Raw genomic sequence first — 26,294 nt, forward strand, 5'->3', positions numbered from 1 at the left:
GACAGCCATCCAATGGACATGAACGAAATCAAAGAGATTTTCTTCCAGGAATGCGAGGAGCAACTCGCGGAACTGGAATCGGGTCTCCTCAAGCTCAATGACGGCGATCGCGATCCGGAAACGGTGAATGCCGTTTTCCGTGCGGTCCATTCCATCAAGGGTGGCGCCGGCGCCTTCGGGCTCGACGATCTCGTCTCCTTCGCGCATGTGTTCGAGACGACGCTCGATTGCGTTCGATCCAACAGGCTGGAACCCAATCAGGACGTTCTGAAAGTCATGCTGAGATCGGCGGACGTGCTTGCCGATCTCACCAACGCCGCCCGTGACGGCGGCGGCGTCGACGAGGCGCGCAGCCGGCAACTGATCAAGGAACTCGAAGCGCTCGCCAACGGCGAATTGCCGCAAGCCGCCGCCGAATCCGCGCCGAAGACGGCGCCGGCCGCCATTGCCCCGGCTGCTCCGGCCGTCAACGAGGAAGGCTTCCAGCCGGTTGCCTTCTCCTTCGACGATTTCGAGACAGGCGACGAGCCGACGATCGAACCGTCCACCTATGAGATCGTCTTCAAGCCCAAGTCGGATCTTTATTCCAAGGGCAACGACGCCACGCTGCTCCTGCGCGATCTCTCCCGCCTCGGCGAAATGAGCATCCATTGCGACATGGACACTCTGCCGCCGCTGGACCGGATGAATCCGGAGGAGGCCTATTTCTCCTGGAAGGTTTCGCTGAAGACCGACCAGGGCGAAGAGGCGATCCGCTCCGTGTTCGAATTCGCAGAGTGGGATTGCGACCTCGACGTCGCGCTCGCCGGCGGTACGGTCGGGATGGACGAGGACCTGCCGATGCAGCCCGTCCCCTTCGACCTTTCGATCCTCGAGGAGGAAGCCCAGGCGCCTGCCGGGCAAGAGGACCGGGCCGCCACCAGCGAGGGCGACCCCCGGAATGCGGCCGTCGCGGCGGCGCAGACGGCGAGCAACGTCCTGCAAATGGCGCAGTCCACGGCGCGCGTCTCCCCGGAGAATGCGCGCACTTCCCAATCGGCATCGGCGGCACAGGCTGCCGCCCAGCAGGCCGCTTCCGCCGCAACCCCGACCATTCGCGTCGATCTCGATCGGGTCGACCGCCTGATCAATCTCGTCGGCGAACTCGTCATCAACCAGGCGATGCTGTCGCAGAGCGTGATCGAAAACGACACCAACGGCACGTCGTCGATCAATATGGGCCTGGAGGAACTGCAGCAGCTTACGCGCGAAATCCAGGACAGCGTCATGGCGATCCGCGCGCAGCCGGTCAAGCCGGTCTTCCAGCGCATGTCCCGCATCGTTCGCGAAATCGCCGACATGACCGGCAAGTCCGTCCGTCTCATCACCGAGGGTGAAAATACGGAAGTCGACAAGACGGTCATCGACAAGCTCGCCGAGCCGCTCACGCACATGATCCGCAACGCGGTCGATCACGGTCTCGAGACGCCGGAAAAACGGGTTGCCGCGGGCAAGAACCCGGAAGGAACGGTGCGGCTCACGGCCAAGCACCGTTCCGGCCGCATCGTCATCGAGCTTGCAGACGACGGCGCCGGCATCAATCGCGAGAAGGTGCGCCAGAAGGCGATCGACAACGATCTCATTGCCGCGGACGCAAACCTTTCGGACGAGGAGGTCGACAACCTGATCTTCCACGCGGGTTTCTCCACGGCCGACAAGATCTCCGACATTTCCGGCCGCGGTGTCGGCATGGATGTCGTCAAGCGCTCCATCCAGGCACTCGGCGGACGCATCAACATCTCTTCGAAGCCGGGCCAGGGCTCGATCTTCACCATGAGCCTGCCGCTGACGCTCGCCGTCCTCGACGGCATGGTGGTGACTGTCGCCAACCAGACGCTCGTCGTGCCGCTGACGGCAATCGTCGAGACGCTGCAGCCGGAGGCCTCCGCGATCCACAGCTTCGGTTCCAGCCAGCGGCTGATCTCGATCCGCGACTCCTTCTGCCCGCTGGTGGACGTGGGCCGCATCCTGAACTTTCGCGGGGCCCAGGCCAACCCGGTCGAAGGTGTGGCGCTTCTCGTCGAATCCGAAGGCGGCGGCCAGCGCGCCCTGATGGTCGATGCCATCCAGGGCCAGCGCCAGGTGGTTATCAAGAGCCTCGAAGCCAACTACACGCATGTGCCCGGCATCGCCGCGGCGACCATTCTCGGCGACGGGCGCGTGGCACTCATCCTCGATGTCGACGCCATCGTTGCTGCGTCGCGCGGGCAATCCCTGAAACCCGAAATGTCTCTTGCTGCCGCCGGATAATCCCCATGACCAATGCCGCAAAACATCTGACCAGTGCGGGACGGGAGCTGATCGCCTTTCGCGTCGGCGACCAGGAATTCTGCGTCAACATCATGTCGGTGCGCGAAATTCGCGGATGGACGCCGGCGACCCCCATGCCGCATGCGCCCCCCTGCGTGCTCGGCGTCATCAATCTGCGCGGCGCCGTGCTGCCGATCGTCGATTTCTCCGCCCGGCTAGGCATGAAGGCGGCCGAGCCGACGGTTCGGCACGTGATCATCGTCGCGCAGGTCAAGAGCAGGGTGGTCGGCCTGCTGGTCGACGCCGTTTCCGACATTCTCACCGTCTCCGACCGCGATATTCAGCCGACACCGGACATCGCGTCCGATTTCGAGCGGAGTTTCGCACGCGGCGTGTTGGCGATAGAGGGGCGCATGATCTGCCTCGTAGAGCTCGACTCGGTCTTCCCGAGCGAGGAAAGGGAGGCGGCATGAGCGTGCGGGCCAACATCGATCAGAGTCCGTATCCGGACGAATGTCTCGCGAGCGGAGAATATCCGCTGACCCGCCGCGATCTTACCGAGATCGCCGCCATGATCTACGCGGATGCCGGCATCTATCTCAACGAATCGAAGGCATCGCTCGTCTATTCGCGGCTTTCGAAGCATATTCGCAATCTCGGACTGAAGGGGTTCCGCGAGTACTGCCAGCTCGTCGCTTCGCCTGCCGGCGCGGCGGCACGCCGCGACATGCTTTCGCATCTCACGACGAATTTCACCCGCTTTTTCCGCGAAAACCATCATTTCGAGCACCTGAAAACAGACGTTTTGCCGGGTCTCATCGCCCGCGCGAAGAACGGCGGCCGCGTTCGCATCTGGTCTGCGGCGTGTTCGGATGGCCAGGAGCCCTATTCGATGGCGCTGACGGTGTTGTCGCTGCTGCCCAATGCCGCGGACTACGACTTTCGCATCCTCGCGACCGATATCGATCCGAAGATCCTGGCGCTGGCGCGGGCCGGCGCCTACGACGCGACGGCGATCGAGACGGTGAACCCTGCCATGCGCAAGCAATGGTTCAGCGAGGTTGAAATCGGCGGTCGCCGCAAATGGCAGGTCGACGATCGCGTCAAGCGGCTGATCACCTTCAACGAACTCAACCTGATGGCGCAGTGGCCGATCAAGGGGCCGTTCGACGTGATCTTCTGCCGCAATGTCGTGATCTATTTCGACGAGCCGACGCAGATGAAGATCTGGTCGCGCTTCGCCGGCGTGCTGGACAATGGCGGGCACCTCTATATCGGCCACTCGGAACGCGTGTCGGGGGATGCAAAGGCGCTCTTCGACAATATCGGCATCACGACCTATCGCCACACCGGCAAGTTCCACGGAGGTCGGGCATGAGCACTCCCGCACGTGTTCTCGTCGTCGACGACTCGGCCACCATGCGCGGCCTCATCTCCGCCGTGCTCAATGCCGATCCGGACATTACGGTCGTCGGTCAGGCTGCCGACGCGCTCGAGGCGCGCCAGGCGATCAAGCAGCTCGACCCCGATGTCGTGACCCTCGACATCGAGATGCCGAATATGAACGGCCTCGAATTCCTCGACAAGATCATGCGGCTGAGGCCCATGCCGGTGATCATGGTCTCGACGCTGACGCATAGGGGCGCGGAAGCGACGATCGCCGCGCTCGAGATCGGCGCCTTCGACTGCGTCGGCAAGCCGCAGCAAGGGGATCCGCATCCGTTCCGCGATCTCGCCGACAAGGTCAAGGCGGCCGCGCGTTCGCAGCGCAAGTCCATGATCACCAGCAACAGGGCGGCTGCGCCGGCGGTGACAGCCGTTTCCGACTACAGGGCAGGGCGCAAGATCGTCGCGATGGGAGCTTCGACCGGCGGGGTCGAGGCTCTGATCACGGTCCTGCAGAAGTTCCCGGCGAATTGCCCGCCGACGGTGATCACGCAGCACATGCCGCACACCTTCACGAAGAGCTTTGCCGAACGGCTGAACCGGCTTTGCGCCCCGACGGTCCAGGAGGCGACGGATGGCGCGCGGCTCGAGGTCGGAAAGGTCTACCTGGCGCCCGGCGGCGAACGGCATCTTGAGGTGCATAATGCCGCCGCGCCCTGCTGCCGACTGGTGGATCAGCCGGCGGTCAACGGACATCGACCCTCGGTCGACGTGCTGTTCGGTTCCGTCGCCGAACTGGCGGGACGCAACGCCATCGGGGTGATTCTTACCGGAATGGGCCGCGATGGCGCCGCCGGTCTTCTGAAATTGCGGCATGCCGGGGCACGCACCTTCGGTCAGAACGAAAAGACCTGTGTCGTCTACGGCATGCCGCGCGTCGCCTATGAATTGGGCGCGGTCGAAACGCAGCTCCCTCTCGGATCAATCGGGGAGGAGATTTTGAAGACGGCGGCAGCCCGAAAAGAAGGAATCGAATAATGTCTCTCGCCGAAAAGATAAAAGTTCTGATCGTCGACGATCAGGTCACGAGTCGTCTGCTCTTGGGCGACGCACTGCAGCAGCTCGGCTTCAAGCAGATCACCGCAGCCGGTGACGGGGAACAGGGCATGAAGATCATGGCTCAGAATCCCCATCATCTGGTCATCTCCGATTTCAACATGCCGAAAATGGATGGGCTCGGCCTGCTCCAGGCGGTGCGTGCGAACCCGGCCACGAAGAAGGCGGCCTTCATCATCCTCACGGCACAGGGCGACCGCGCGCTGGTGCAGAAGGCGGCTGCGCTCGGCGCCAACAACGTGCTGGCCAAGCCGTTCACGATCGAAAAGATGAAAGCCGCGATCGAGGCCGTGTTCGGGGCGCTGAAATGAACACCGAGGCTGCCGGCAGGCGCGTTCATGTCATTCAGGGCGAGTTCAAGGTCGTCAACGATCCGGATATCGTGCTTTCGACCATTCTCGGCTCCTGCGTGGCCGCCTGCATGCGCGATCCGGTGGCCGGCGTCGGCGGCATGAATCACTTCCTGCTGCCGGGATCGGCGACCTCGCCGAGTTCCGGCGCGGACGCCACGCGCTACGGCGTGCACCTGATGGAGCTTCTCATCAACGGCCTCCTGAAGCAGGGCGCGCGCCGCGACCGGCTGGAGGCGAAGATCTTCGGCGGAGCCAGGACGATTGCGCGTTTCTCGAACGTCGGCGAGCAGAATGCCGCCTTCGCGCGCCAGTTCCTGATGGACGAGGGTATCCGCATCGTCGGCGAAAGCACCGGCGGCGACCACGGGCGTAAGCTCGAATACTGGCCGTCGTCAGGGCGCGCGCGGCAATATGCGCTGACCGGCGTGGAGGCACAGCGGGCGCTTCAGATGGACCAGCGGCCCGCCGTGCCGAAGCCGGCCGAAAGCTCCATCGAATTCTTCTGATCATACCGGCCGAGGCCACGTGAGGAAACAATGCAGAAAGACCACAACCAGCCTCACGCGGAAGAATCTCTGCCGGACGTGCTGATGCGCGTCGTCACGGAACTCCACGATGTCGCTTATCTGATCGAGCGTATAGAGCCTCAACTCATGAGCGATGACGGCGCCGGCGCGGACAGGATCATGGTGCTGCAGGGCATCGACCTTGCGGTGCAGAAGACGCGCGGGCTCGCCGAGTTCATCGATACCATCACCGCCTCCATTCCCGACACCTGCCTGGTCGACGTCACCACCGCAGTCAGCCTCGTCAAGCTTGCCGACATGAAGAAGGCGCTCGGCAGCGGCATTCTCCGGCATGGGCATTCGCAGCCGCTGACCAAGGCGGCCGGCGATTTCGAGGCCTTCTGAGGGGCGTCGTCGCAGAGGAGTGCCCCTTCCTTCGGGTCGCACCCGGTTTAACCCGAGGGCTAACCCTCTCCCGACTGGCGGACGAGGGCCGCCGCGCGATCGGGACGGTGCGTTGCGCGACAGTTCGCCGATACCTGACCTTTCGCCAAGTTCGCGCAAGTTTCGTGTCCTAGCTTCGCTTCCGGGGCTGGTAGATTCGCGGCTAATGCAGAACGGCTGAGCGCAAGCCGTTTTCCAGCAAACCCGAATGTTGGATCTGCGCAGGGTACCGACCGGATAAATTGGAGCGGGTGCCTTGCGATACTGGGTGCGGAAACAGAATGAATCTGTTCGATCAATTCTCGATGTTCACGAAAAATCTGAGCGATCTCGGACAAGGAAAGCTCATCGCGCTTGCCGTGGCCGGCGTCGTGGCGATCGGCTTCATCCTCGGTGCCGGTATCTATGTGAACCGGCCGTCCTTCGAGACGCTCTATGTCGGCCTCGAACGCAGCGACGTCACCCAGATCAGCATTGCGCTTGCAGAGGCCAACGTCGATTTCGAAGTCGGCACCGACGGCGGCAGCATCCAGGTGCCCGTGGGCATGACCGGCAAGGCCCGTCTGCTGCTTGCCGAGCGCGGCCTGCCGAGCAGCGCCAATGCCGGTTACGAGCTCTTCGACAATGTCGGTTCGCTCGGGCTCACGTCCTTCATGCAGGAAGTGACCCGCGTTCGGGCGCTCGAGGGCGAAATCGCCCGCACGATCCAGCAGATCTCCGGCATCGCCGCCGCACGCGTCCACATCGTCATGCCGGAGCGCGGCAGCTTCCGCAAGGCCGAGCAGACGCCGACGGCCTCGGTCATGATACGGGCAAGCGCCACGGTCGGCCGCGGCGCCGCGTCCTCCATCCGGCATCTGGTCGCGTCGTCCGTGCCGGGCCTCGATGTCGACGACGTCACCGTCCTCGATTCGACCGGCCAACTGCTCGCATCCGGCGACGACCCGTCGAACAGCGCGCTCAATCAGTCACTCGGCGTCGTCCAGAACGTTCAGTCCGATCTCGAAAAGAAGATCGACAATGCGCTGGCGCCATTCCTCGGGATGGACAATTTCCGCACCAGCGTCACCGCCAGGCTCAACACCGATGCGCAGCAGATTCAGGAGACGGTCTTCGATCCGGAATCGCGCGTCGAGCGCTCGACGCGCGTGATCAAGGAAGAGCAGAAGTCCAGCCAGCAGCAGCCGGACAATGCCGCGACGGTCCAGCAGAACGTCCCCCAGGCCGCCCCGCGCGGCGGAGCCGGTCAGCAGTCGAGCGACGAGGCGGAGAAGAAGGAAGAGCAGACGAATTACGAGATCAACAGCAAGACGATCGCCACCGTCAAGAACAGCTATTCGATCGAGCGGCTGTCGATCGCGGTCGTCGTCAATCGCGGGCGCCTCGCGGCCATGGCTGGCGAACCCGCGGATCAGGCGAAGATCGATGCCTATCTGCAGGAGATGCAGAAGATCGTTTCCTCTGCCGCCGGGATAGATCCGGGCCGCGGCGACGTCGTGACGTTGAACGCCATGGATTTCGTGGAGACACAGCTCCTCGACCAGGCGGTGCCGGGTCCGGGGATCATGGAAATGCTGACGCGCAACCTCGGCGGCATCATCAACGCGCTCGCCTTCGTCGCAGTCGCTTTCCTGGTCGTGTGGTTCGGGATGCGGCCGCTTGCGCGCCAGCTGGGCTTCGGCGGCCAGGCGGGCAAGCTTGAAGGCGAAGCCGCCGGGCTCGAACTGCCGGACTTCTCGCCCGCCGGCGCCGGCGCAGGGGGTGCCCTCATGGAGGGGTTCGGCTCCGATTTCGGCTTCGACGGCGGCGACGATCTGCTCAATCTCGGCGACGAGGCGGGCTTCAACCGCCGCGTCAAGGAAGGGCCGGAGCGGCGTCTCGCCCGGATGGTCGAGATCAGCGAAGAGCGGGCGGCGAAGATCCTGCGAAAATGGGCGGTCGATCGGGCGGCGTGAAAAATGCCGGCGGAAACCTGAACTGGAACGAAGTCCCGCCCAACAGGCGGGACTTTGCCTATTGCGCGCGCCTCAATCCGGCCCGCGCCGGCGCAAGGGCCTTCCGAGAGTATTGGCGAGTCTAGCTCCGGCTGGCGACGACACGGGGGAGTCCGGCCAAAGAATCCGCCCCTCGTCATGGACTCCGTCAGATGGCCGTCGGCAAATTTAAACCAATTTTTAATTAATTTAGATTCGCACGCCGCTCTCCGTGCTGCGGCTCGCGCAGCCAGTTACTCCGCGTTGTTTGCGGGATCCGGAGGAGTATTGAAATATATATTCGAAAAGGCGGAATATAATTTCAAGCACAGACTTTCCGCATTCCCGGCGTTGCTGTCATTGGGCCCGCCAGGATTTGATGCATTTCGGCAACATTCCCCGGCTTAAAGTAAGTCTTGGATGAACAGTTGAGGCGTCCCGAAAGCTACCGACCTGCAACGACAGGGCGAGCTCCCGTCCTATGTCACGGATTTTCAACCGCGCAGCCACAAACAACGATCGCAGGATAGCGTTTATTATCAACATCTTGATTAGAGAAGCGGTCGGAGTGGAAGCGTGACCGGCCGCCCACCGGCTCACGCATACGTGAATGGCTCAAGGCAAGGTTGGCAAGTAATCGCGCAACAGGACGCCCTGTCTTTTTGGGGGCAGCGATGTACAGTTTAGCAATTGATTCGCGTCCTGATGCTCGCTTGGTGGCAAGAATACCGGCGAAGCCGGCTGTCGGGGACGACAGGGCAAGCGTGACATTCCAGGGCGTCGAATCCGGCACGGGGGCTGAGTGTTATGGAAATGTCGCGGTCGGACGCAGTCTGGTCTTCGGAGACCGCTGCTCCGCGGGTTTGTGGACGCAAAATATCAAGGGAGCAACTGATCCGAAGGCTTGGGGAAGTGGCCTCGGGCACCGGACTCGGCAACGGATTGGCGGCGCTGACGGAATATGTCGGCGCAACCCATTACCTTCTCGCCCGGCAGGATGTTTCGCAGGACGGCGGACTTGATTTTGTCGTCTGTTCCGACTGGCCGTTCGACATCGTTCGGCGTCTTTCGGGCATTATCGCCGGGCTCCATGCGAAGAGCACCGAACTGGAAAAGTGCCTCGCCCAACTGCAGCCGGCCTTCCATACGATGCCCGACGATATCGGTTTGCCGCGCGGGGTCAGCCGGAGCTATTGCGCCGTGACCTTCAGCGTAGGGCGCACGCGGTTCTCCTTGATGCTGCTCTTCCCCGAGGACGTGATCCTCTCCCAGGAGGCGCTGCGCGACATCGCGGTGCTTGCCGGCTATGTCGCCAGTCACAAGATCAAGGCCGATGTGCGCCACGACCGGGAATGCGAACTGACCGAGCGCGAGCTCGAATGTCTGTTCTGGATTGCCGAAGGCAAGACGAGCGATGAGATCGCCGTCATACTCGGGATCTCCCGCAACACGATCAACAACTACATCACCAGTGTAATGCGCAAGACGGCGACGCGAACGCGGTCGGAAGCGATCGCCCACGCCGTGCGCAACAATCTGGTTTAGGAGCGGTGACGATGGCTTATCTCGTGACGCAGGATCGCGACGACGCCGGCCGGTCGGGTCGCAACGTCCGCGCGGCGCGGGCGGCGACGCTGGTGACGCGCTTGCAGGCCATGCAACGGCAGATCAACGCCAAGAATTTCGCCGTTCTGCGAACGAATGGCAGGGGCGTCCCCGGAACGCGTAAGCTCACCTGCGTCCTCCACAACTGGGGAGCCGCTTGCGAGGAAAACGCGCGTGATCTGATTATTCTCTACGGCGACGAGTTGCTCCAGCATCTCGATCTTTCCCTGCTGCCGGTGCTCTGGAACGGTCAGGGCGAGCATCAGACCGCCGAAGCCTCGGATTTCGCCCCCTTCACGCGCCGGCTGAGAGAGCGCAAGCTTTCCTATTCGGGCATCGCCTTTCCGATAAGGCTCGGCGCGCAGGGCAACGGCTACGTGATTTTCGCCGGCAGCTACCTCGATGTTTCGGGCGAACAGATCGTCGAGCTGCACGGCCGCAGCGCGCAGATCATGACAGACCTCCTGGCCGCCGACGAGAAGCGCCTGTTCAAGACCGAAGCTTTGAGCGATCGCGAGATCGCCTGCCTGCAAATGGCCGGCGACGGACATATCAGCGAGGAGATCGCCGACAAGATGGGCCTCTCGATACATACGGTGAATGCCTATCTCGGGGCCGCGACGACGAAGCTCGACTCCGTCAACCGGATCCAGGCGATAGCCAAGGCGATCCGCCTTGGCTATATCAGCTAGCCATCGCTAAGGCCTGTCGAGATCCGGAATTCCCGCGGCGGCCTGTTCGATTTCCTCAACTCGCCAGCGGCAGCGGATAGGTTTTGACGAACTTCGCCTCTGCCAGGCTCTTGGCGAGAAAGGCCGTGTTCTCGTCCGGATTGCCGGAGGACTGTTGAAAGTTGATGTGGCTGATCTCGATGCCGGCCGTATCGCCCGCGAGCACGAGTCGCGCATAGACCGTCACGCCGCGGGGCTTCAGTTCGAGGTCGAGGATAACCTCCGGGCGACTGTCCCAGTCGAGATTATAGTTGCCGCCGAGGCCGAAGTTCACGGTACCGGGCAGGAAATAGAGCTCTGCCGCCGATTCCACCAAATCGGCGATGCTCGCATAGGACTCGAAGCGCAGGAGCGCGATGAAATCCGCAGCATCGATGAGGCGCAATTCGGTCGCAACCGGACGGATCGCCTCCGCAACTATCTGTTCTCGTTCTTCGGAGAATTGGCACTTTTTCAAGATCATGTCACCCGTCTTTGTTGCGGCTGAGCTGCATAAACCCGGTGAATCAGTTCGGCGACTGCCTTGTAAAACACCGGTGGAATGACACTATCCACCGAGACTTGTGCAAACATGGAGCGTGCAAGCGGCGGATCTTCGAAGACGGGGATGCCGTTCTTCTCCGCAATTTCGCGAATCTTCAGGGCCACCAGGTCCTTTCCCATGGCCACGACGACCGGCGCGTCACTCTCCTCGCGCACATAGCGCAGTGCTACGGCATAGTGGGTCGGGTTGGCGATGATCAGGGTTGCGCGCGGAACCGAGGAGATCATCCTCTTGCGGGCGCGGTCGCGCTGCATCGATCTGAGCCGCGATTTGACGATCGGGTCGCCCTGCGATTGCTTCAGCTCGTCCTTGACCTCCTGCTTCGTCATCCTGAGCTCCGTGTACCAGTGATGGCGCGTCCAGAAGAGATCGACGATGGCGAGCGTCGCGGTGGCGAAGAGAACGACGATGATGATCTGCTTGAGGTCGGAGATCATCGTCGTGAAGATCGTCACCGGATCGGAGAACATCATGTCGAGCGTGGCGAAATAATCGTTCCAGAGCACGAGGACGACGACGATCGAAACGACGATGATCTTGAACAGCGACTTGCCGAACTCCACCAGCCCCTGAACGCCGTAGATCCGTTTGAAACCGGCCACGGGCGATACCCGGTTCCATTTCGGCTGGATGCGGTCGAGGACCGGCCGCGGCAGGTTCTGGAAGATCGACGACCCGACGCCGAAGAGGATGAGCAGGATGAAAACCGGCAGAACCAGCGCGGCGCATTTCAGAACGACATGCGAAATCAGGGCGACGGCGTCGGTTGCGGTGTCGAGGCGCCAGGCTTCCGGCTGCTCGAAAATGTCCTTCAGCGCCTCGGCCATGTTTGCCGCGCCGTCCGAAAGAAAAAAGACGACGAAAATGTAGATCGCCAGCGTCGAGGCGAAAGCGGTCACCTCACGCGAGAAGGGGACGTTGCCTTTCTCGGTCGCGTCGGAAATCTTCTTTTCCGACGGCGCTTCTGTTTTACTGTCCTTGTCCTGCTCTTCCGCCATGAAACAGCAAGCTCCTCAGCAGGCGACAATGTGAACGACGCTTGCGGTTACCCCTCGACCCGAATTCGCGAGGGAATCGTGGCAGCAGATGCAAGCGCTCGCTGTTGTGGTGAACCCGGACAGGCCCCTGCGCAAGTGCGGGTGTGCGGCAGCCCGCGCGGGTCAACAGAAATCGGAAACGAAACGCGATTGATCGGCAGGCCGGAAGCGTCAGGCGGCCTCCGCTTCCTTTTCCTTGAGCTCGAGCTGCCCGCTTGCGGAGAGGCGAATCGCCTCCTGCGTGATCGAGCGCCTCGCGATCGCGATATCGCGGGGATTGATGCCGGCATCGCCGGCGGCGAGGTCCGATTCGATCATGCGCCGCTGGCGGGCGCCGATGGAGGCGAGAATAGACTCGCGCAACTCCGCAGCAGAACCTCTGAGCGCCATGGTGATGACGTCGGTGGAGACGTCGTTGAAGAGCTGCACGCGGCTGCGCTGCGGCATGAAAAGGATGTCGTCGAAGAGGAATATCTTCGGCCGGACCTTCTTGACCGAATCGGTGCTGATCGTTTCGAGCGAGGCGAGCAGCGTGTCCACCTGCGGCTTATCGAGCTCGTTCATCACTTCGGCGATCTTCGCCGGGCCGGGCGAGTTGCGCTCGGCCTCCATCTCTTCGATGATTTCGATCACCCGCGCCTCGATGATTGCCGCCGCCTTCGGGTTGACGTTCTTGATGTTGACGGCACGGTTGAGAATCTCGGGCCGCTGCTTGTCGGACAGCTGCAGCAGCACCTTGGCGCCGAAGCTCGACGGCATCATCGACAGAACATAGGCGATCGTCTGCGGATGTTCCCGGGCGAGCAATTGCGCGATGATCGCAGGATCGCAATCCATCAGCCGGTCCCAGATGCTCGCCTCGTAGGACTGGAAGGTGGCGCGGCGGCCGAGGAGGCCGTCCACCTCGTCGGGCGTCAGGCCCTCTTCCAGAATGCTCTCAATGGCCTTGGCATTGTCCATGAGGCCTGCACCTTCGGTGAAGAGATCCTCGAACTCGTTGACGAGCGCTTCCAGTTCGTGCGGCGGCACGGCTCTGAGCGACTGTGCCGCGGCGATGATGGCCTGCAGCTCGCTCTGGGTGAAGAATTTCAACAGATTCCCGGCAATCGACTTGCCCATTGCGAGCAGCACCGCCGCCGCCTTTTCCGTCTGGCTCAGCGGTTGTGCGAGCGCCTGAGCCTGTGCCTCGAAACTTCCGAAATCCGTCATGGATTCATCCCCGCCCGGTCATCGGGCTCCAAGTGAGTTGAAACGGGATGCGGGCGGAAAGCCGCTTACACCTTTCCTCATCCCGCACTATTTCCTGCTGCCTTTGATCTCCAGGAGCTTGACGCCGAAGCGGGTCACATCGCCCTCGAGAACGGTGATTTCTCCGCGGCCTATCACCCGGCCGTTGACCATGATCTCCACGGGTTCGCCGATCTTGCGGTCGAGCGCGATCGTTGCGCCCTCGGTGAGCGCCATGAGACCGGAGACCTGCATGCGGCTGGTCCCGAGTACGATCTGGACATCGATCGGGATGTCCATGATCAGGTCCATATTGGCGTTCATTCCGCTGCCGGGCGCTGTTTCAGCGGCGGCCGGTGCCGAATCGAAATCCCCGCCGGCAACCCCGGAGTCCGCGCTGAAGGCGGATTCCGTGACGTCGGCGCCGAAATCCCCGCCGAATCCAGCGCTGTCGGCGGAACCGAAGTCGCTGCCGAAATCCATGGGCTGTTCGAGCGGCCCGGCGGCGGCGAAATCGGCGCCGAAGTCAGCCTCGCCGTCCTTCTTGAGAACGCCGCGCAGGTCGTCGATCGCCTGGTCGAGCTCGGCGTCTGCCGCGAATGCGGCCGGTTCTGCGATGGGTGCTGCTTTCTTGGGTGCCATGTGCCGAATATTCCAGTTGAAGCTTGCCTCAGGCATTCTGCCAGGCGAGGGAGGATTAACTCATGATGTGGCGAAGGATGTCCTGCTCGGAGCCGTGGGTATCCTTGACCCGGACCGTATATCGCGAACCCGAACGGCCGAACTCGCAGACATAGAGGTCGCGCCCGTTGGCGCTCACCTCCACGCGGACATCCTGCCCGTCGTGAAAAGGGATGACATCCCCGGGCTGCAGGCGGCTGAGAGTGTCGAGCGTCAGGCTTTCCAACCGGATGCGTGCCTCGAGCGCGACGGCCGATCGGCGGACCTGCTCCTCCAGCTGTTCCGTCCATTCGGTTTTCGCGTTCCGGTCCTCGCCGGCACCCTTCCGAAAGATGATGCGGGTCTTGAGGAGCGTGCTTTGCGGGACGATGACCGAGAAAGTGGAGAGCACCGGCCCGAGGCCTATGGTCATGTCGATCGAGGCTGCGAAGACGTCTTCAAGCACTGGATCGGGCTTTGCCCGTTCCGCGCTGTTGTAAGGACGGCCGACAACGGGCTCGAACCCGCCGGGCGCGTTCACTGCAGTGCGCAGGACCTCGGCGATGCCATGAAACACCGGCAAGGCGACATCGATCTCGATCTTCGACAGAGAGCGTGGAGCCGGCTCCTCGATGCTCGTCGGTTCGGCCCCGAGCAGAGCCTCGACAAGTGCGATCAGAACCGGACTGTCGCAGCCGACCTGGAAGTCCGCGCACCAGTTTCGCAGGGAGAGATCGCCGAGCAGGACTCCGTCTCCGAGAGCGGCGATGAGCTCGTTGCGGAGCCCCGTCCGGAAGCCCGCATAGGCGATCGTGACGTCGCATCCGGTCTCCGATTGCAGGACACCGGGCAGGAGTTCGTCGAACACCTGGGCAAGCTCGAGTGCGGTTCGGCCGATGGCCTTGTCGTCGCCGAGCGCGCCGGTCATGCGCGCGATCAGCCTTCTGTCGAATGCATGGACGTTCGATGCGGTGCTTGTGCTCATGTCAGGCCGCCTTGCTTTCGCTGCCACCGCCGGGATTCATCATTTCCTGTTCGACCGCATCGATGGACGGCCGTTCATAGGCGGAGATGGTCTTGCGGCCGTATTCGAGTGCGACCTGCGGAACCGAACCGTTCATGTAGGCAAGCAGCGTCTGCTTGACGATGACATAGAGCCGGTTCTGCTTTTCCCGTACGGACTTGATGTTTGCGACGAGGGGGCCGACGATCGAATAGGAAAGGAACACGCCGAGCAGCGTTCCGACGAGTGCGGCGGCGATCTTGGCGCCCAGCACTTCCGGTGCTTCGCTGATCGCGCCCATCGCCTTGATGACGCCGAGAACCGCCGCGACGATGCCGATCGCCGGCAGCGCATCGCCCATGCTCGTCAGCGCGTGGTAGCACTTCATCTTGTCGTGGGTGATCGTCTGGATTTCCTCGTCCATCAGCGCCTCGATCTCATGCGAGCGGGCGTTGCCGATGATGATCAGCCGCACATAGTCGCAGATGAAGGCGGTCAGTTCTTTGTTCTGCAGGACGGTGGGTGCGGACTGGAAGATCGAGGATTCTTCCGGATTGTCGATGTGGCTCTCGATCTCGTTGCGCGACTTCGTTCGCAGGTCGCGCATCAGGCTGTAGAGGACGCCGAGCGTGTCGAGGTATTGACGTTCCTTCGGCACCTTGTGCCTGAAGGCCTCGCCGAGCGCCTTGCCGGTGTCTTTGACCACCTTCATCGAGTTGGCCATGATGAAGCCGCCAATGCCGGCCCCGCCGATGATCATCAGCTCGAAAGGCTGGTTGAGGACTTCCAGGTGGCCGCCCATCGCCATGTAACCGCCGAGGATACAGCCGAAAGTCACAAGAAGCCCGATGATGATGTTCATTGCCGATACCTGTCGCGATCGTGATTTTCCCCCGATGAAATAGGGTCCGATCCTTGCGTGAGGCTGGCCGCGAGACCCGGCGTCCGGGACAGGTTCGCGCAAGCCAACGCCGTCAGGGTTGTTGGCCAGGGTCGGATCGCATGGCGTTCCGAACCCCGACAGTCGGTGCGGGCTGAAGACCGCACACATTTCCTCACGCTTCATGCGACAGGGCGAGCCGATCGTGACGACGACCTATACTAGCTACAGGCTGATCACTGCGGATCTGACGAAATCGCTGGAACGCGTTTCGGCGCAGCCGGACGTCGCCCGCGAGACGGAGTACTATCTGTCGAAGATCGGCAGCATCAAAACGCTCGACGATTTCTTCGCCGACAGCCGGCTCTACAACTACGCCATGAAGGCGCACGGCCTCGAGGACATGGCCTATGCCAAGGCCTTCATGCGCAAGGTGCTCGCCGAAGGCATCGACAGTGACGACGCCTTTGCCAACAAGCTGGCCGACGGGCGCTACAAGGCGCTGGTCGAGTCGTTGAATTTCGCCCGGCACGGCGAAGCCGCTACTGCCTTCGAGAGGGCGCAGAAGGGCGTGGCCGAAAAATACACGCGGCAGACGCTGGAGCAGAAAGCCGGCGAGGAAAACACCGGCGTGCGGCTGGCGCTCTATTTCCAGCGCATGGCGCCGACGATTGCCAATGGCTACGAAATCATCGCCGACGAGGCCCTCTCGAGTGTGGTCCGTACCGTCCTGCAGCTGCCGGCCGAATTCGCAGCCGCCGATGTGGATCGCCAGGCGGAGGCCTACGAGGCGGCGATCGATTTCAAGGATTTCCAGGACCCTCAGAAAACAGCCGAGTTCCTGGACCGCTTCACCGCCCTTTGGGAAATCGACAATCCTTCCGGCGGCTATGACCCGCTTGCGGTTTTCGGCGCGTCGAGCGGCTACGGAATTTCTCCCGACCTGCTTCTGACCATCAACAATCTCAAACTCGGGGGACGCTGATTTGCAGACCGGTCTCTATGTCGCGCTTTCGTCGCAGATGGCGCTTGAAAAGCGCCTGAATACGCTGGCCGACAATGTCGCCAACTCCAACACGGTCGGCTTCCGCGCCACGGAAGTGAAGTTCAACCAGGTGCTTGGCGACACCAGGCCGACCAAGGTTTCCTATGTGTCGGAAGGCGAAGAATTCCTGAGCAGCAAAACCGGCGCGCTCGCGCGCACCGGCTCAGCGCTCGATTTCGCCATCAAGGGCAACGCCTGGTTCTCGATCGAGACGCCCGGCGGCCCGGCGCTGACGCGCGACGGCCGGTTCACGCTGACGGAGACCGGCGAGCTCGTGACCATCAAGGGATATCCGGTGCTCGATGCCGGCGGCGCGCCGATCCAGCTGAACGGCGGTGCCGGTGAAATTACCGTCGGTGCCGATGGAGCCATTCACCAGAACGGCGTTCAGATCGCCCTGCTCGGGCTTTACGAGACGGATTTCAGCAAAGGCTTCATGCGTTACGACAACAGTTCCGTTATGCCGGCTGCCCAGCCGGAACCGGTCGTTGATCGGTTCGATGTCGGCGTGATGCAAGGCTTCCTGGAGGAGTCGAACGTGAACGCCGTACAGGAAATGTCGCAGCTGATCATGATCACCCGCGCCTTCGACAACGTCACCGCGCTGATGCGCGACAGTGAGGGATCGCTCGACAAAGCCATCGAGACGCTCGGCGGCAGCCGTTGATGATTCTGTCGACGGAATTTAGGGCGGGACGGAACGGAAAGCCGGATGGCACGCGAAGCTGTTGAAAAAACTGCAACGTCGACGTCGCTCGCAGCGCTCGCCGGTTTGGTCGAGCGCTATGCAAATCCCGACTTTGCCATCGCACCGGGCGGTCATGTCCAGACGATTTCGCCGGGGCACTACACGGTCAGCGGCCTGTCGCGGCATGTCCGGCTCGGGGACTTCGTCGCGCACAAGAGCACGACCGGCACCCATCTCGGCGAAGTCGTCCGCGTGGAGCCCGAGCGGGTGGTCGTCTGCCCGATCGAACCGGGGGACCCGATCGGCATCCATGACGTCGTTATCCGCAAGGGTGCCTTCCGCATAGCGCCGACAGACAACTGGTGCGGCCGCACCATCAATGCGCTGGCCGAGCCGATCGACGGTCTGGGTCCGCTGCTGCAGGGCGACATCCGCCGCTCGATCGCGAACACCGCGCCGCCCTCCATGACGCGAAAGCGGGTGGAGCAGGGCTTCAGGACGGGCGTGCGGGCGATAGACATCTTCTCCCCGCTCTGCCTCGGGCAGCGCCTCGGCATCTTCGCGGGTTCCGGCGTCGGCAAATCGACGCTGCTTTCCATGCTGGCCCGCGCCGACGCCTTCGACAAGGTGGTGATCGCGCTGGTCGGCGAGCGCGGCCGCGAAGTGCGCGAGTTCATCGAGGACACGCTGGGCGACAATCTTTCGAAATCGGTCGCCGTCGTCGCCACCAGCGACGAGAGCCCGATGCTGAGAAAAATGGCTCCGCTGACCGCGGTCACGATTGCCGAACATTATCGCGACAAGGGCGACAACGTGCTGCTCATCGTCGACAGCGTCACCCGTTTCGCTCATGCGATCCGCGAGGTGGCGACGGCAGCGGGGGAGCCGCCGATCGCCCGCGGCTATCCGGCCTCGGTCTTCACCGAATTGCCGCGGCTGCTCGAGCGCGCCGGGCCCGGCGCCGAGGGAACGGGCACGATCACGGCGATCATTTCGATCCTGGTCGACGGCGACAATCACAACGACCCGGTCGCCGACTCGGCGCGCGGCATTCTCGACGGGCACATCGTCCTCGACCGAAGCCTTGCCGAAGAGGGGCGCTACCCGCCGGTCAATCCGCTCGCCTCCATCTCGCGCCTTGCCAGAAAGGCCTGGACGCCGGACCAGGAGAAGCTGGTTGCCCGGTTGAAATCCCTGATCCACCGCTTCGAGGAAACCCGGGACCTCCGGCTCATCGGCGGCTATCGGCCGGGCGGCGACGCCGATCTCGACATGGCGATCAAGCAGGTGCCGGTCATCTACGACGTACTGAAGCAGATGCCCGGCGAACGGCCCGCCTTCGACGCCTTCACGGATCTCGCCAACGCGCTGAAGGCAGCCGCGATGGGCAATCAGCCGGGCGCCGCCGGCCTGCGCGGAAGGGGATGAATTTGACGGACTTCGATGCAGACGAGATCGTGCGCCAACGCCGCCGCGAAACCGGGATGCCGCTGATCGACAGGATACTCGGTGCGATCGGCCTGGCCATGGCTGCCTGCGCGACGTTGCTGCCGTGGTACGTCTATCTGCATCCGGAGAAATTCTCGATGCCTTCGCTCTGGCAGGGAACGACGCGCGATCTGCCGGAGCGTCCGGAACGGCAGATCCTCTCGGTGTCGCCGCTGGCGATGACGGACATGGACGAGGAGACCGCCGCCGCGGTCGATCGCCTGACGACCGCGACGGTGCCGGGGCTCGATCAGGATCCCGCCCAAAGCACGGACATGGGGGTTCCCGATCAGCCGTTCCCCGCAAAAGAGAGCTTCAAACTCATGCACGTCGCCAATGGCCGCGCGCTCATCGAGGATGCCAGCGGCATGTATATCGTCCGTATCGGTTCGGTATTGCCGGACAACAGCCGGCTTGCGACCTTCGAGGAGCGCGACGGCCGCTGGGTGATGATCACGTCCAAGGGCGAGATTTTCGCGGCGAAGTAGCGCCTTGTCCGAGGCGTGGCGAAGGACGTCCAGACCCTTCCCCAACCCCTCCGGAGGGGCTTTTCGGGCGGCGAGGGTGCGGCAGAAGTAGCTCCGCCCCTGGTGGGGAGGGGTTGGGGAGGGGGCTTATGAGACGCCCGAAACCGTTCCTTCCGCATCTTCGACAAGTCCCACGCAAGATTACCGGCCTAGGTTCGCCATCATCAGCAGGAGCTCTTGATGGAACCGATTCAGCTTTTCGAACTCGCGTCGCGGCAGGCCCAGTGGCTCACCGTCCGCCAGAACGTGGTGGCGGGCAACATCGCCAATGCCAATACGCCGCACTACAGGGCAAAAGACGTCCAGCCCTTCGAAAGCGTGCTCCAGAACACCGGCATCCAAATGGCCGCGACGCATCGCGCCCATTTCACCGAGAGCCCGGAAGCCGCCCATGTGACCGAAGTCAGCGCTCTCGACGATGTCGCGGTGCAGCAGTCCGGCAATACGGTCGCGCTCGAAGAGGAATTGATGAAGACCGGCGCGATCAAGCGCGACTACGAGCTCAATGCCGGGCTGGTGAAGTCCTTTCACCGGATGATTCTCATGACGGTACGGAAGTAAGCGACCATGGATCCTTTGACCTCCGCCCTTAAGGTTTCCGCCTCCGGTCTGCAGGCGGAATCGACGCGCCTGCGCATCGTCTCGGAAAACATTGCCAATGCCCGCTCCACCGGTGACGCCCCCGGCGCCGATCCTTTCCGCCGCAAGACGATCAGCTTCGCCGCGGAGGTCGACCGGGCAAGCGGCGCGTCCCTCGTCGAGGTCGAACGCCTCGGCACGGACGATTCCGATTTCAACATCGAGTTCGACCCGGGCAATCCGGCCGCCGACGAAAAGGGCATGGTGAAATTGCCGAACGTCAACATCCTGATCGAGATGGCCGACATGCGCGAGGCCAACCGCGCTTTCGAGGCCAATCTGCAGACCATCAAGCAATCTCGCGATCTCATCTCCCAGACAATCGACCTGTTGAGGGCTTCGCAATAATGATCGACGCAATTCAGTCCTTAGGGGCGTTTTCGACCATCAGGGAGACCGAAGGTGCCGGCTCGGCCTCTTCCGGCTCGCTCGTTATGCCGGGTGCCGGCGCGGCCGCGCCTCAGGCGGGGAGCTTCGCCGAAGTCCTCGGCAACATGACCACGGACGCCATCCGCTCGATGAAGTCGGCCGAGGGGGTCTCGCTTCAGGCGATCCGCGGAGAAGCGAATACCCGCGAAGTCGTCGATGCCGTCATGAGCGCCGAGCAGTCTCTCCAGACCGCAATCGCCATCCGCGACAAGGTGGTCACCGCCTATCTCGAAATCGCGCGCATGCAGATCTGAGGAAAAGACACATGAAGGCCCTTTCCATCGCCGCCACGGGCATGAACGCCCAGCAACTGAATCTCGAAGTGATCGCGAACAACATCGCGAACATCAACACGACCGGCTACAAGCGGGCGCGCGCAGAATTTTCCGACCTGCTTTACCAGACCGAGCGGGCGCAGGGCGTCCCCAACCGCTCGAACCAGGCGATCGTGCCGGAAGGCGCGATCATCGGCCTGGGCGTCCAGACCTCCGCCGTGCGCAACCTTCATATCCAGGGCAGCCTCGTCAATACCGGCAACGACTACGACCTCGCGCTCGTCGGCCGCGGCTGGTTTCAGATCGAGACGCCGGATGGCGAGACGGTCTACACCCGCTCGGGGGCTTTCAACACCAATGCTACGGGCCAGCTCGTCACCATCGACGGCTATACCGTGGTGCCGGGCGTCACCGTGCCGCAGGACGCGACCGAGATCGTCTTCACCTCTTCGGGCCAGGTGATGGTGCGGATCGGCAACGACACGGAACTGCAGGAAGTCGGACAGCTGACGATCGCCAACTTCGTCAACGAGGCGGGCCTCGAGCCGATGGGCGAGAACCTGTTCCGGCAGACGCCGGCGTCCGGGGATCCGATCGTCGGCACGCCGGCCGATCCGGGCTTCGCGCAGATCAAGCAGAACTACCTGGAATCTTCGAACGTCGACCCGGTCAAGGAAATTACCGACCTCATCTCGGCCCAGCGTGCCTATGAGATGAATTCGAAGATCATCCAGGCCGCGGACGAAATGGCCGCCACGGTGAGCAAGAACCTGAGGTAACAGGAAGAGGAGGCAAACATGATGTTTCGCCGATCCCCCGGAGGAAAAGCAATTTCAGGCGGCCTCGCGCAGCCGGCGCGTGCCGTTCTGTTTGCCGCAATGGCGGGTTGCCTGCTTTCGCCGGCCGCAGCTCTTGCCGAGCCGCCGACGGCCGTCATTCCGAAGCAGACGATCTATCCCGGCGAAAAGCTCGATGCGAGCATGCTGGAGGTGGTCGACGTGACCAATCCGGACCTGCGCGACGGCTATGTGCGCTCGATCGACGAGGTCGACGGCATGGTGACCAAGCGGACCCTTCTTCCCGGGCGGGTCATCCTGGCCTCGGCGCTGCGCGAGCAATATGCGGTCGAACGCGGCTCCACCGTTCGTCTCGTCTTCAACAATGGCGGTCTGACGATAACGGCCGCCGGCTCGCCGCTGCAGGATGCCGCGGTCGGCGATCTGATCCGCGTGCGCAACGTCGATACGGGCGTGATCGTCTCCGGGACGGTGATGGCGGACAGCACGATCCATGTGGTGGCGAAATGAACATCAATGCATGCAAGTGGCTGCTGACGCTCGCGGTGGTCTTCGCCACGAGCTTGACCTCTGCCTATGCGGCCTCGCGGATCAAGGACGTCGCGTCCCTGCAGTCGGGCAGGGACAACCAGCTCATCGGTTACGGCCTGGTGGTGGGCCTGCAGGGCACCGGTGACAGCCTGCGCTCGTCTCCATTCACGGATCAGTCGATCCGCGCCATGCTGCAGAACCTCGGCATTTCTACGCAGGGCGGCGACTCGCGCACGCGCAACGTCGCCGCGGTGCTCGTCACCGCCACGCTCCCGCCCTTCGCGAGCCCCGGCAGCCGGCTCGACGTGACCGTCGGTTCGCTGGGCGATGCGACGTCGCTGCGCGGCGGGACGCTGGTCATGACCTCGCTTTCGGGCGCCGACGGCCAGATCTACGCCGTGGCGCAGGGCTCGGTGGTCGTCAGCGGTTTCAACGCGCAAGGTGAAGCCGCCCAATTGAGCCAGGGCGTGACCACGGCGGGACGTGTCCCGAACGGCGCCATCATCGAGCGGGAACTGCCGTCGAAATTCAAGGACGGCTTCAACCTGGTGCTGCAGCTGCGCAACCCGGACTTTTCCACCGCCGTCGGCATGGCCGCGGCGATAAACAAATATGCCGCGGCCCAATTTGGCGGCCGCATCGCCGAAGCCTTGGACTCGCAGTCCGTCCTGGTCCAGAAGCCGAAGATGGCGGATCTCGCGCGCCTGATGGCCGACGTGGAAAACCTGGTGATCGAGACCGACGCGCCGGCCCGGGTGGTCATCAACGAGCGCACGGGCACGATCGTCATCGGCCAGGACGTCCGCGTCGCCGAAGTGGCCGTCAGCTACGGTACGCTGACGGTGCAGGTCAGCGAGACGCCGACGATCGTCCAGCCGGAGCCGTTCTCGCGCGGTCAGACGGCCTACGAGCCCAACACCACGATCGAAGCGCAGGCCGACGGCGGCACGGTCGCCATCCTCAACGGCTCCAGCCTGCGTTCGCTGGTCGCGGGCCTGAACAGCATCGGCGTCAAGCCGGACGGGATCATCGCGATCCTCCAGAGCATCAAATCGGCGGGAGCCCTACAGGCGGAGCTTGTTCTGCAATGACCGGAAACTTCGATCGTCTTTTCGGCCAGGCACGCCGCGTTCTCCTGGGCTCGGTCGCCGCCGCGCTCATGCTTTCGATGCCCGGTGCTTTCGCGCAGGACGTCACGTCGCCGCCGGCCGACAGCGCGACCGCGAGCGAAATCGAAAAGTTCTGCACCAATATCGCCGACGCCGCGCGCGACCAGCGCTACGTTTTGCAGCGCCAGGACCTGGAGAAGCTGAAAGCGAATGTCGACGAACGGATTGCGACGCTGGAGGCGCGCCGGGCGGAATACGAGGACTGGCTTAAGCGCCGCAACGATTTCCTCAAACAGGCGGAGCTCGGCCTCGTCGACATCTACAAGACGATGAAGCCGGATGCCGCCGCCGGCAAGCTCGAAATGGTGCGTCCCGAGATCGCGGCGGCGATCGTCATGCGGCTGCCGCCACGCCAGTCGTCGCTGATCCTGAGCGAGATGAGCGACGAAAGGGCAGCGGTGCTGACCAACATCATTTCGAGCGCGAGCGACCCCAATACCTCCAAGGAGCCATCATGAGAACGCGCATCACGGCCGTACTGGCCGCAGGGCTCCTGGCGGGTTGCCAGAATCAGGCCTTCAACGAGATCGGGCGGGCGCCGGCCATGAGCCCGATCGGCAGCGGCCTGCAATATACGCAGACGCCGCAGCTTGCCATGTATCCGAAGCAGCCGCGCCACGTCACCAACGGCTACTCCCTGTGGAACGACCAGCAGGCGGCCCTCTTCAAGGATGCGCGCGCGATCAATATCGGCGACATTCTGACGGTCGACATCCGTATCGACGACAAGGCCTCCTTCGAAAACGAGACGGACCGCAGCCGCAAGAATTCGAGCGGCTTCAATCTCGGCGCCAGCGGGCAGTCCCAGACGAGCGACTTCGCCTGGTCGGGCGATCTCGAATACGGCTCCAACACCAAGACCGAAGGCGACGGCAAGACCGAGCGTTCGGAGAAGCTCAGGCTGCTGGTCGCCGCGGTCGTGACCGGCGTCCTCGAAAACGGCAACCTGCTGATCAGCGGCTCCCAGGAAGTGCGCGTCAACCACGAGCTGCGCATCCTCAATGTCGCGGGCATCGTCCGGCCGCGCGACGTGGACGCCGACAACGTCATTTCCTACGACCGCATCGCCGAGGCGCGCATCTCCTATGGCGGCCGCGGCCGCCTGACGGAGGTCCAGCAGCCGCCGTGGGGTCAGCAGCTCGTCGATCTCGTCTCGCCCCTCTGATCGGCCGGAACGCACAATGGAAGAAATCGAGAGCAAAGAAACGAAGGCCCCCTCGCGGCTGACGACCATCGCGGCTGTAGCGGTGCTGACGCTCCTCGCCGGCGGCGGGGGCTGGCTTGCAGGCATGCTGCTCGCGCCGCCGCCGTCCGAGAAGACGGAAATCCCGGCCGAGCTTCCCGCCAACGCGACCGGCGAGGAGGACATACCGAAAATCGCCGCGGCGGCACACGGCATCGTGCAGCTCGATCCCATTACGACGAACCTTGCCTATCCGACCGAAAACTGGGTTCGCCTCGAGGTCGCGCTCCAGTTCGATGGCGCTCCCGACGTTGCGCTGGCGGAGACGATACACCAGGATATTGCGGCCTATCTGAAGACCGTGTCGCTGCAGCAGATCCAGGGGCCGCGCGGCTTTCAATATCTCCGGGATGACATCCAGGAGCGGGTTGACCTGCGCTCCGAGGGCCGCGTAACGAATGTGATGTTCCGCACCTTCGTCATCCAATGATTCGCTGATGCTCCGGTTTGCCACCTTCATAATCGCCATGATGGCGATGTCGGGAATTGCCGGGGCTCAGAGCTTCCCCGCCGATATCCTGAACACGCCGGTCGACGGCTCCGTCGCCTCGTGGATCATCCGCACCTTCGGCCTCCTGACCGTCCTTTCGGTGGCCCCGGGTATCCTGATCATGGTGACGAGCTTCCCGCGCTTCGTCATCGCCTTCGCGATCCTGCGCTCAGGCATGGGGCTCGCCACGACGCCCTCCAACATGATCATGGTGTCGCTCGCGCTGTTCATGACATTCTATGTCATGGCGCCCACCTTCGACCGCGCCTGGAGCGACGGCATCGATCCGCTCCTGAAGAACGAGATCTCCGAGACGGAGGCGATGCAGCGGATGTCCGAGCCCTTCCGCGAATTCATGCTGGCCAACACCCGCGACAAGGACCTGCAGCTCTTCATCGACATCGCCCGGGAGAAGGGCCAGACCGTCGTCGTCGACGAGAAGGTGGACCTGCGTGCCGTCGTGCCGGCCTTCATGATCTCGGAGATCCGCCGCGGTTTCGAGATCGGCTTCCTGATCATGCTGCCCTTCCTCGTGATCGACCTGATCGTCGCGACCATCACCATGGCCATGGGCATGATGATGCTTCCCCCGACGGCGATTTCGCTGCCCTTCAAGATTCTGTTCTTCGTGCTGATCGACGGCTGGAACCTGCTCGTCGGCAGCCTGGTGCGCTCGTTTATCTGAGCCCCGCCGCCAGGCACGCCGGCTCGATAAGAATCCGTTAAGCATAGGATTTTACAGGCGATTAACCACGCTTTCGCCGAGTCCGGATGAGTCTTCTCCGGTTAAACAGTTGGCAATGAATGGCTGCGAATTTCGTCCTCACACGACGGGTTTGGTATCCATCACGAGTTGAGCGGAGCCGAGTGGCATGATGCCGGACCGTCGGGACCGGTAGCGTTTTTAAGTCCGGTATGTCCCCCCAATCAGTATTTCGTAGGGACAACGAATATGACCAGCATTCTCACCAACAACTCCGCAATGGCCGCGCTTTCGACGCTGCGCTCGATCTCTTCCAACATGGAAGACACGCAGAGCCGCATCTCCTCGGGCCTCCGCGTCGGCTCGGCCTCCGACAACGCCGCCTACTGGTCGATCGCGACCACCATGCGCTCCGACAACGCGGCGCTCTCCGCAGTTCAGGACGCCCTCGGCCTCGGTGCAGCCAAGGTCGACACCGCCTATTCCGGTATGGAAGCAGCGATCGAAGTCGTTGAC

Annotated in this window: 31 protein-coding genes; 25 read left to right on the plus strand and 6 right to left on the minus strand. The window is 62.9% G+C overall.

The annotated features are described in order from the left end of the window. Positions 1 to 12: 12 nt before the first annotated feature. From AC6CIG_RS27810 to visR, 10 genes are all read left to right on the plus strand, one after another. Positions 13 to 2,289, plus strand: coding sequence for a chemotaxis protein CheA (locus AC6CIG_RS27810; protein ID WP_437407841.1), 2,277 nt, complete (start codon positions 13 to 15; stop codon positions 2,287 to 2,289). Positions 2,290 to 2,294: 5 nt separating this feature from the next. Then, positions 2,295 to 2,762 carry a chemotaxis protein CheW gene (locus tag AC6CIG_RS27815; RefSeq protein WP_437407840.1) on the plus strand — a complete coding sequence of 156 codons (468 nt, stop codon included), beginning with the start codon at positions 2,295 to 2,297 and terminating at the stop codon, positions 2,760 to 2,762. Continuing rightward, positions 2,759 to 3,667 carry a protein-glutamate O-methyltransferase CheR gene (cheR, locus tag AC6CIG_RS27820; protein WP_018094206.1) on the plus strand — a complete coding sequence of 303 codons (909 nt, stop codon included), beginning with the start codon at positions 2,759 to 2,761 and terminating at the stop codon, positions 3,665 to 3,667. The genes AC6CIG_RS27815 and cheR overlap by 4 nt, the downstream gene beginning before the upstream one ends. Then, the gene (locus AC6CIG_RS27825; RefSeq protein WP_275596779.1) at positions 3,664 to 4,713 is read left to right on the plus strand and encodes a protein-glutamate methylesterase/protein-glutamine glutaminase; all 1,050 of its coding nucleotides are present in this window, start codon (positions 3,664 to 3,666) and stop codon (positions 4,711 to 4,713) included. Before cheR ends, AC6CIG_RS27825 begins: the two co-directional genes overlap by 4 nt. Continuing rightward, a complete protein-coding gene (locus AC6CIG_RS27830) occupies positions 4,713 to 5,102 on the plus strand; it encodes a response regulator (RefSeq protein WP_003529938.1) in 390 nt (129 codons plus the stop codon). Before AC6CIG_RS27825 ends, AC6CIG_RS27830 begins: the two co-directional genes overlap by 1 nt. Then, the gene (gene cheD / locus AC6CIG_RS27835) at positions 5,099 to 5,650 is read left to right on the plus strand and encodes a chemoreceptor glutamine deamidase CheD (protein WP_018094208.1); all 552 of its coding nucleotides are present in this window, start codon (positions 5,099 to 5,101) and stop codon (positions 5,648 to 5,650) included. Before AC6CIG_RS27830 ends, cheD begins: the two co-directional genes overlap by 4 nt. Before the next feature lie 30 nt (positions 5,651 to 5,680). Then, positions 5,681 to 6,055: a chemotaxis protein CheT gene (gene cheT, locus AC6CIG_RS27840; protein ID WP_127598117.1), complete on the plus strand. Its 375-nt coding sequence runs from the start codon at positions 5,681 to 5,683 to the stop codon at positions 6,053 to 6,055. A gap of 320 nt (positions 6,056 to 6,375) precedes the next feature. Continuing rightward, positions 6,376 to 8,049, plus strand: a complete 1,674-nt coding sequence (fliF, locus tag AC6CIG_RS27845; RefSeq protein WP_437407838.1) for a flagellar basal-body MS-ring/collar protein FliF — start codon at positions 6,376 to 6,378, stop codon at positions 8,047 to 8,049. An 825-nt stretch (positions 8,050 to 8,874) separates the two neighbouring features. Next, positions 8,875 to 9,612 (plus strand): transcriptional regulator VisN, encoded by a 738-nt coding sequence (visN, locus tag AC6CIG_RS27850; protein WP_437407837.1) that lies wholly within the window; start codon positions 8,875 to 8,877, stop codon positions 9,610 to 9,612. A gap of 11 nt (positions 9,613 to 9,623) precedes the next feature. After that, complete coding sequence (gene visR, locus AC6CIG_RS27855; RefSeq protein WP_437407836.1) at positions 9,624 to 10,364, plus strand: transcriptional regulator VisR; 741 nt, start codon at positions 9,624 to 9,626, stop codon at positions 10,362 to 10,364. Positions 10,365 to 10,419: 55 nt separating this feature from the next. Here the strand turns inward: visR and AC6CIG_RS27860 are convergent, their stop codons facing one another. The 6 genes from AC6CIG_RS27860 to motA form a co-directional block, all read right to left on the minus strand. Then, a complete protein-coding gene (locus AC6CIG_RS27860) occupies positions 10,420 to 10,860 on the minus strand; it encodes a BspJ family T4SS effector nucleomodulin (protein WP_033047238.1) in 441 nt (146 codons plus the stop codon). A gap of 2 nt (positions 10,861 to 10,862) precedes the next feature. Continuing rightward, positions 10,863 to 11,945 (minus strand): flagellar biosynthesis protein FlhB, encoded by a 1,083-nt coding sequence (gene flhB / locus AC6CIG_RS27865; protein ID WP_018094215.1) that lies wholly within the window; start codon positions 11,943 to 11,945, stop codon positions 10,863 to 10,865. 210 nt (positions 11,946 to 12,155) lie between these two features. After that, on the minus strand, positions 12,156 to 13,193 hold the full coding sequence (gene fliG, locus AC6CIG_RS27870; RefSeq protein ID WP_018094216.1) for a flagellar motor switch protein FliG: 1,038 nt from the start codon (positions 13,191 to 13,193) through the stop codon (positions 12,156 to 12,158). Between the two features lie 87 nt (positions 13,194 to 13,280). Then, a complete protein-coding gene (fliN, locus tag AC6CIG_RS27875; protein WP_437407835.1) occupies positions 13,281 to 13,853 on the minus strand; it encodes a flagellar motor switch protein FliN in 573 nt (190 codons plus the stop codon). 55 nt (positions 13,854 to 13,908) lie between these two features. Next, a complete protein-coding gene (locus AC6CIG_RS27880) occupies positions 13,909 to 14,856 on the minus strand; it encodes a FliM/FliN family flagellar motor switch protein (RefSeq protein ID WP_437407834.1) in 948 nt (315 codons plus the stop codon). A gap of 1 nt (position 14,857) precedes the next feature. After that, positions 14,858 to 15,736, minus strand: a complete 879-nt coding sequence (motA, locus tag AC6CIG_RS27885) for a flagellar motor stator protein MotA (protein ID WP_018094219.1) — start codon at positions 15,734 to 15,736, stop codon at positions 14,858 to 14,860. A 223-nt stretch (positions 15,737 to 15,959) separates the two neighbouring features. Here motA and AC6CIG_RS27890 point away from each other — a divergent pair, with 223 nt between their 5' ends. The 15 genes from AC6CIG_RS27890 to AC6CIG_RS27960 form a co-directional block, all read left to right on the plus strand. Further along, positions 15,960 to 16,739: a DUF1217 domain-containing protein gene (locus AC6CIG_RS27890; protein WP_411923366.1), complete on the plus strand. Its 780-nt coding sequence runs from the start codon at positions 15,960 to 15,962 to the stop codon at positions 16,737 to 16,739. Between the two features lies 1 nt (position 16,740). Then, entirely contained in the window at positions 16,741 to 17,466 is a 726-nt protein-coding gene (flgF, locus tag AC6CIG_RS27895; protein ID WP_437411793.1) for a flagellar basal-body rod protein FlgF, read from the plus strand. 45 nt (positions 17,467 to 17,511) lie between these two features. After that, entirely contained in the window at positions 17,512 to 18,915 is a 1,404-nt protein-coding gene (gene fliI / locus AC6CIG_RS27900; protein ID WP_437407832.1) for a flagellar protein export ATPase FliI, read from the plus strand. Continuing rightward, a complete protein-coding gene (locus AC6CIG_RS27905) occupies positions 18,912 to 19,463 on the plus strand; it encodes a flagellar protein (RefSeq protein ID WP_437407831.1) in 552 nt (183 codons plus the stop codon). Before fliI ends, AC6CIG_RS27905 begins: the two co-directional genes overlap by 4 nt. 219 nt (positions 19,464 to 19,682) lie before the next feature. Continuing rightward, complete coding sequence (gene flgB, locus AC6CIG_RS27910; protein ID WP_003529904.1) at positions 19,683 to 20,063, plus strand: flagellar basal body rod protein FlgB; 381 nt, start codon at positions 19,683 to 19,685, stop codon at positions 20,061 to 20,063. 6 nt (positions 20,064 to 20,069) lie between these two features. After that, entirely contained in the window at positions 20,070 to 20,489 is a 420-nt protein-coding gene (gene flgC, locus AC6CIG_RS27915; protein WP_437411791.1) for a flagellar basal body rod protein FlgC, read from the plus strand. Continuing rightward, positions 20,489 to 20,824, plus strand: a complete 336-nt coding sequence (fliE, locus tag AC6CIG_RS27920) for a flagellar hook-basal body complex protein FliE (protein ID WP_411923362.1) — start codon at positions 20,489 to 20,491, stop codon at positions 20,822 to 20,824. The genes flgC and fliE overlap by 1 nt, the downstream gene beginning before the upstream one ends. Positions 20,825 to 20,835: 11 nt before the next feature. After that, complete coding sequence (flgG, locus tag AC6CIG_RS27925; protein WP_018094226.1) at positions 20,836 to 21,624, plus strand: flagellar basal-body rod protein FlgG; 789 nt, start codon at positions 20,836 to 20,838, stop codon at positions 21,622 to 21,624. A gap of 18 nt (positions 21,625 to 21,642) precedes the next feature. Beyond that, positions 21,643 to 22,152, plus strand: a complete 510-nt coding sequence (gene flgA, locus AC6CIG_RS27930; RefSeq protein WP_275596769.1) for a flagellar basal body P-ring formation chaperone FlgA — start codon at positions 21,643 to 21,645, stop codon at positions 22,150 to 22,152. Then, positions 22,149 to 23,264, plus strand: a complete 1,116-nt coding sequence (locus AC6CIG_RS27935) for a flagellar basal body P-ring protein FlgI (protein WP_100669587.1) — start codon at positions 22,149 to 22,151, stop codon at positions 23,262 to 23,264. The genes flgA and AC6CIG_RS27935 overlap by 4 nt, the downstream gene beginning before the upstream one ends. Then, positions 23,261 to 23,800: a MotE family protein gene (locus tag AC6CIG_RS27940; protein ID WP_100669585.1), complete on the plus strand. Its 540-nt coding sequence runs from the start codon at positions 23,261 to 23,263 to the stop codon at positions 23,798 to 23,800. Before AC6CIG_RS27935 ends, AC6CIG_RS27940 begins: the two co-directional genes overlap by 4 nt. After that, positions 23,797 to 24,507 (plus strand): flagellar basal body L-ring protein FlgH, encoded by a 711-nt coding sequence (flgH, locus tag AC6CIG_RS27945; protein WP_003529888.1) that lies wholly within the window; start codon positions 23,797 to 23,799, stop codon positions 24,505 to 24,507. Before AC6CIG_RS27940 ends, flgH begins: the two co-directional genes overlap by 4 nt. 16 nt (positions 24,508 to 24,523) lie before the next feature. Then, positions 24,524 to 25,015, plus strand: a complete 492-nt coding sequence (locus AC6CIG_RS27950; protein WP_437407830.1) for a flagellar basal body-associated FliL family protein — start codon at positions 24,524 to 24,526, stop codon at positions 25,013 to 25,015. A gap of 7 nt (positions 25,016 to 25,022) precedes the next feature. Then, positions 25,023 to 25,760 carry a flagellar type III secretion system pore protein FliP gene (gene fliP / locus AC6CIG_RS27955; protein ID WP_018094231.1) on the plus strand — a complete coding sequence of 246 codons (738 nt, stop codon included), beginning with the start codon at positions 25,023 to 25,025 and terminating at the stop codon, positions 25,758 to 25,760. A gap of 267 nt (positions 25,761 to 26,027) precedes the next feature. Beyond that, positions 26,028 to 26,294, plus strand: a 267-nt coding sequence (locus tag AC6CIG_RS27960; protein WP_498324217.1) for a flagellin N-terminal helical domain-containing protein, incomplete at its 3' end; no start/stop codon positions are given.

The sequence above is a fragment of the Sinorhizobium sp. GQ132 genome (genome assembly GCF_059758575.1).

Bases quoted from the DNA above. Each gene is read 5' to 3' on its own strand.
- fliG (WP_018094216.1), bottom strand. From the start codon at position 13,193: ATGACGGATTTCGGAAGTTTCGAGGCACAGGCTCAGGCGCTCGCACAA.
- flgG (WP_018094226.1), top strand. From the start codon at position 20,836: ATGAAGGCCCTTTCCATCGCCGCCACGGGCATGAACGCCCAGCAACTG.
- cheR (WP_018094206.1), top strand. From the start codon at position 2,759: ATGAGCGTGCGGGCCAACATCGATCAGAGTCCGTATCCGGACGAATGT.
- fliI (WP_437407832.1), top strand. From the start codon at position 17,512: ATGGCACGCGAAGCTGTTGAAAAAACTGCAACGTCGACGTCGCTCGCA.
- AC6CIG_RS27810 (WP_437407841.1), top strand. From the start codon at position 13: ATGGACATGAACGAAATCAAAGAGATTTTCTTCCAGGAATGCGAGGAG.
- fliP (WP_018094231.1), top strand. From the start codon at position 25,023: ATGCTCCGGTTTGCCACCTTCATAATCGCCATGATGGCGATGTCGGGA.
- AC6CIG_RS27905 (WP_437407831.1), top strand. From the start codon at position 18,912: ATGAATTTGACGGACTTCGATGCAGACGAGATCGTGCGCCAACGCCGC.
- AC6CIG_RS27815 (WP_437407840.1), top strand. From the start codon at position 2,295: ATGACCAATGCCGCAAAACATCTGACCAGTGCGGGACGGGAGCTGATC.
- fliF (WP_437407838.1), top strand. From the start codon at position 6,376: ATGAATCTGTTCGATCAATTCTCGATGTTCACGAAAAATCTGAGCGAT.
- AC6CIG_RS27935 (WP_100669587.1), top strand. From the start codon at position 22,149: ATGAACATCAATGCATGCAAGTGGCTGCTGACGCTCGCGGTGGTCTTC.
- cheD (WP_018094208.1), top strand. From the start codon at position 5,099: ATGAACACCGAGGCTGCCGGCAGGCGCGTTCATGTCATTCAGGGCGAG.
- AC6CIG_RS27830 (WP_003529938.1), top strand. From the start codon at position 4,713: ATGTCTCTCGCCGAAAAGATAAAAGTTCTGATCGTCGACGATCAGGTC.
- flgH (WP_003529888.1), top strand. From the start codon at position 23,797: ATGAGAACGCGCATCACGGCCGTACTGGCCGCAGGGCTCCTGGCGGGT.
- AC6CIG_RS27825 (WP_275596779.1), top strand. From the start codon at position 3,664: ATGAGCACTCCCGCACGTGTTCTCGTCGTCGACGACTCGGCCACCATG.
- flgB (WP_003529904.1), top strand. From the start codon at position 19,683: ATGGAACCGATTCAGCTTTTCGAACTCGCGTCGCGGCAGGCCCAGTGG.
- visN (WP_437407837.1), top strand. From the start codon at position 8,875: ATGGAAATGTCGCGGTCGGACGCAGTCTGGTCTTCGGAGACCGCTGCT.
- fliN (WP_437407835.1), bottom strand. From the start codon at position 13,853: ATGGCACCCAAGAAAGCAGCACCCATCGCAGAACCGGCCGCATTCGCG.
- flhB (WP_018094215.1), bottom strand. From the start codon at position 11,945: ATGGCGGAAGAGCAGGACAAGGACAGTAAAACAGAAGCGCCGTCGGAA.
- flgC (WP_437411791.1), top strand. From the start codon at position 20,070: ATGGATCCTTTGACCTCCGCCCTTAAGGTTTCCGCCTCCGGTCTGCAG.
- visR (WP_437407836.1), top strand. From the start codon at position 9,624: ATGGCTTATCTCGTGACGCAGGATCGCGACGACGCCGGCCGGTCGGGT.
- fliE (WP_411923362.1), top strand. From the start codon at position 20,489: ATGATCGACGCAATTCAGTCCTTAGGGGCGTTTTCGACCATCAGGGAG.
- cheT (WP_127598117.1), top strand. From the start codon at position 5,681: ATGCAGAAAGACCACAACCAGCCTCACGCGGAAGAATCTCTGCCGGAC.
- flgA (WP_275596769.1), top strand. From the start codon at position 21,643: ATGATGTTTCGCCGATCCCCCGGAGGAAAAGCAATTTCAGGCGGCCTC.
- AC6CIG_RS27950 (WP_437407830.1), top strand. From the start codon at position 24,524: ATGGAAGAAATCGAGAGCAAAGAAACGAAGGCCCCCTCGCGGCTGACG.
- AC6CIG_RS27940 (WP_100669585.1), top strand. From the start codon at position 23,261: ATGACCGGAAACTTCGATCGTCTTTTCGGCCAGGCACGCCGCGTTCTC.
- motA (WP_018094219.1), bottom strand. From the start codon at position 15,736: ATGAACATCATCATCGGGCTTCTTGTGACTTTCGGCTGTATCCTCGGC.
- AC6CIG_RS27880 (WP_437407834.1), bottom strand. From the start codon at position 14,856: ATGAGCACAAGCACCGCATCGAACGTCCATGCATTCGACAGAAGGCTG.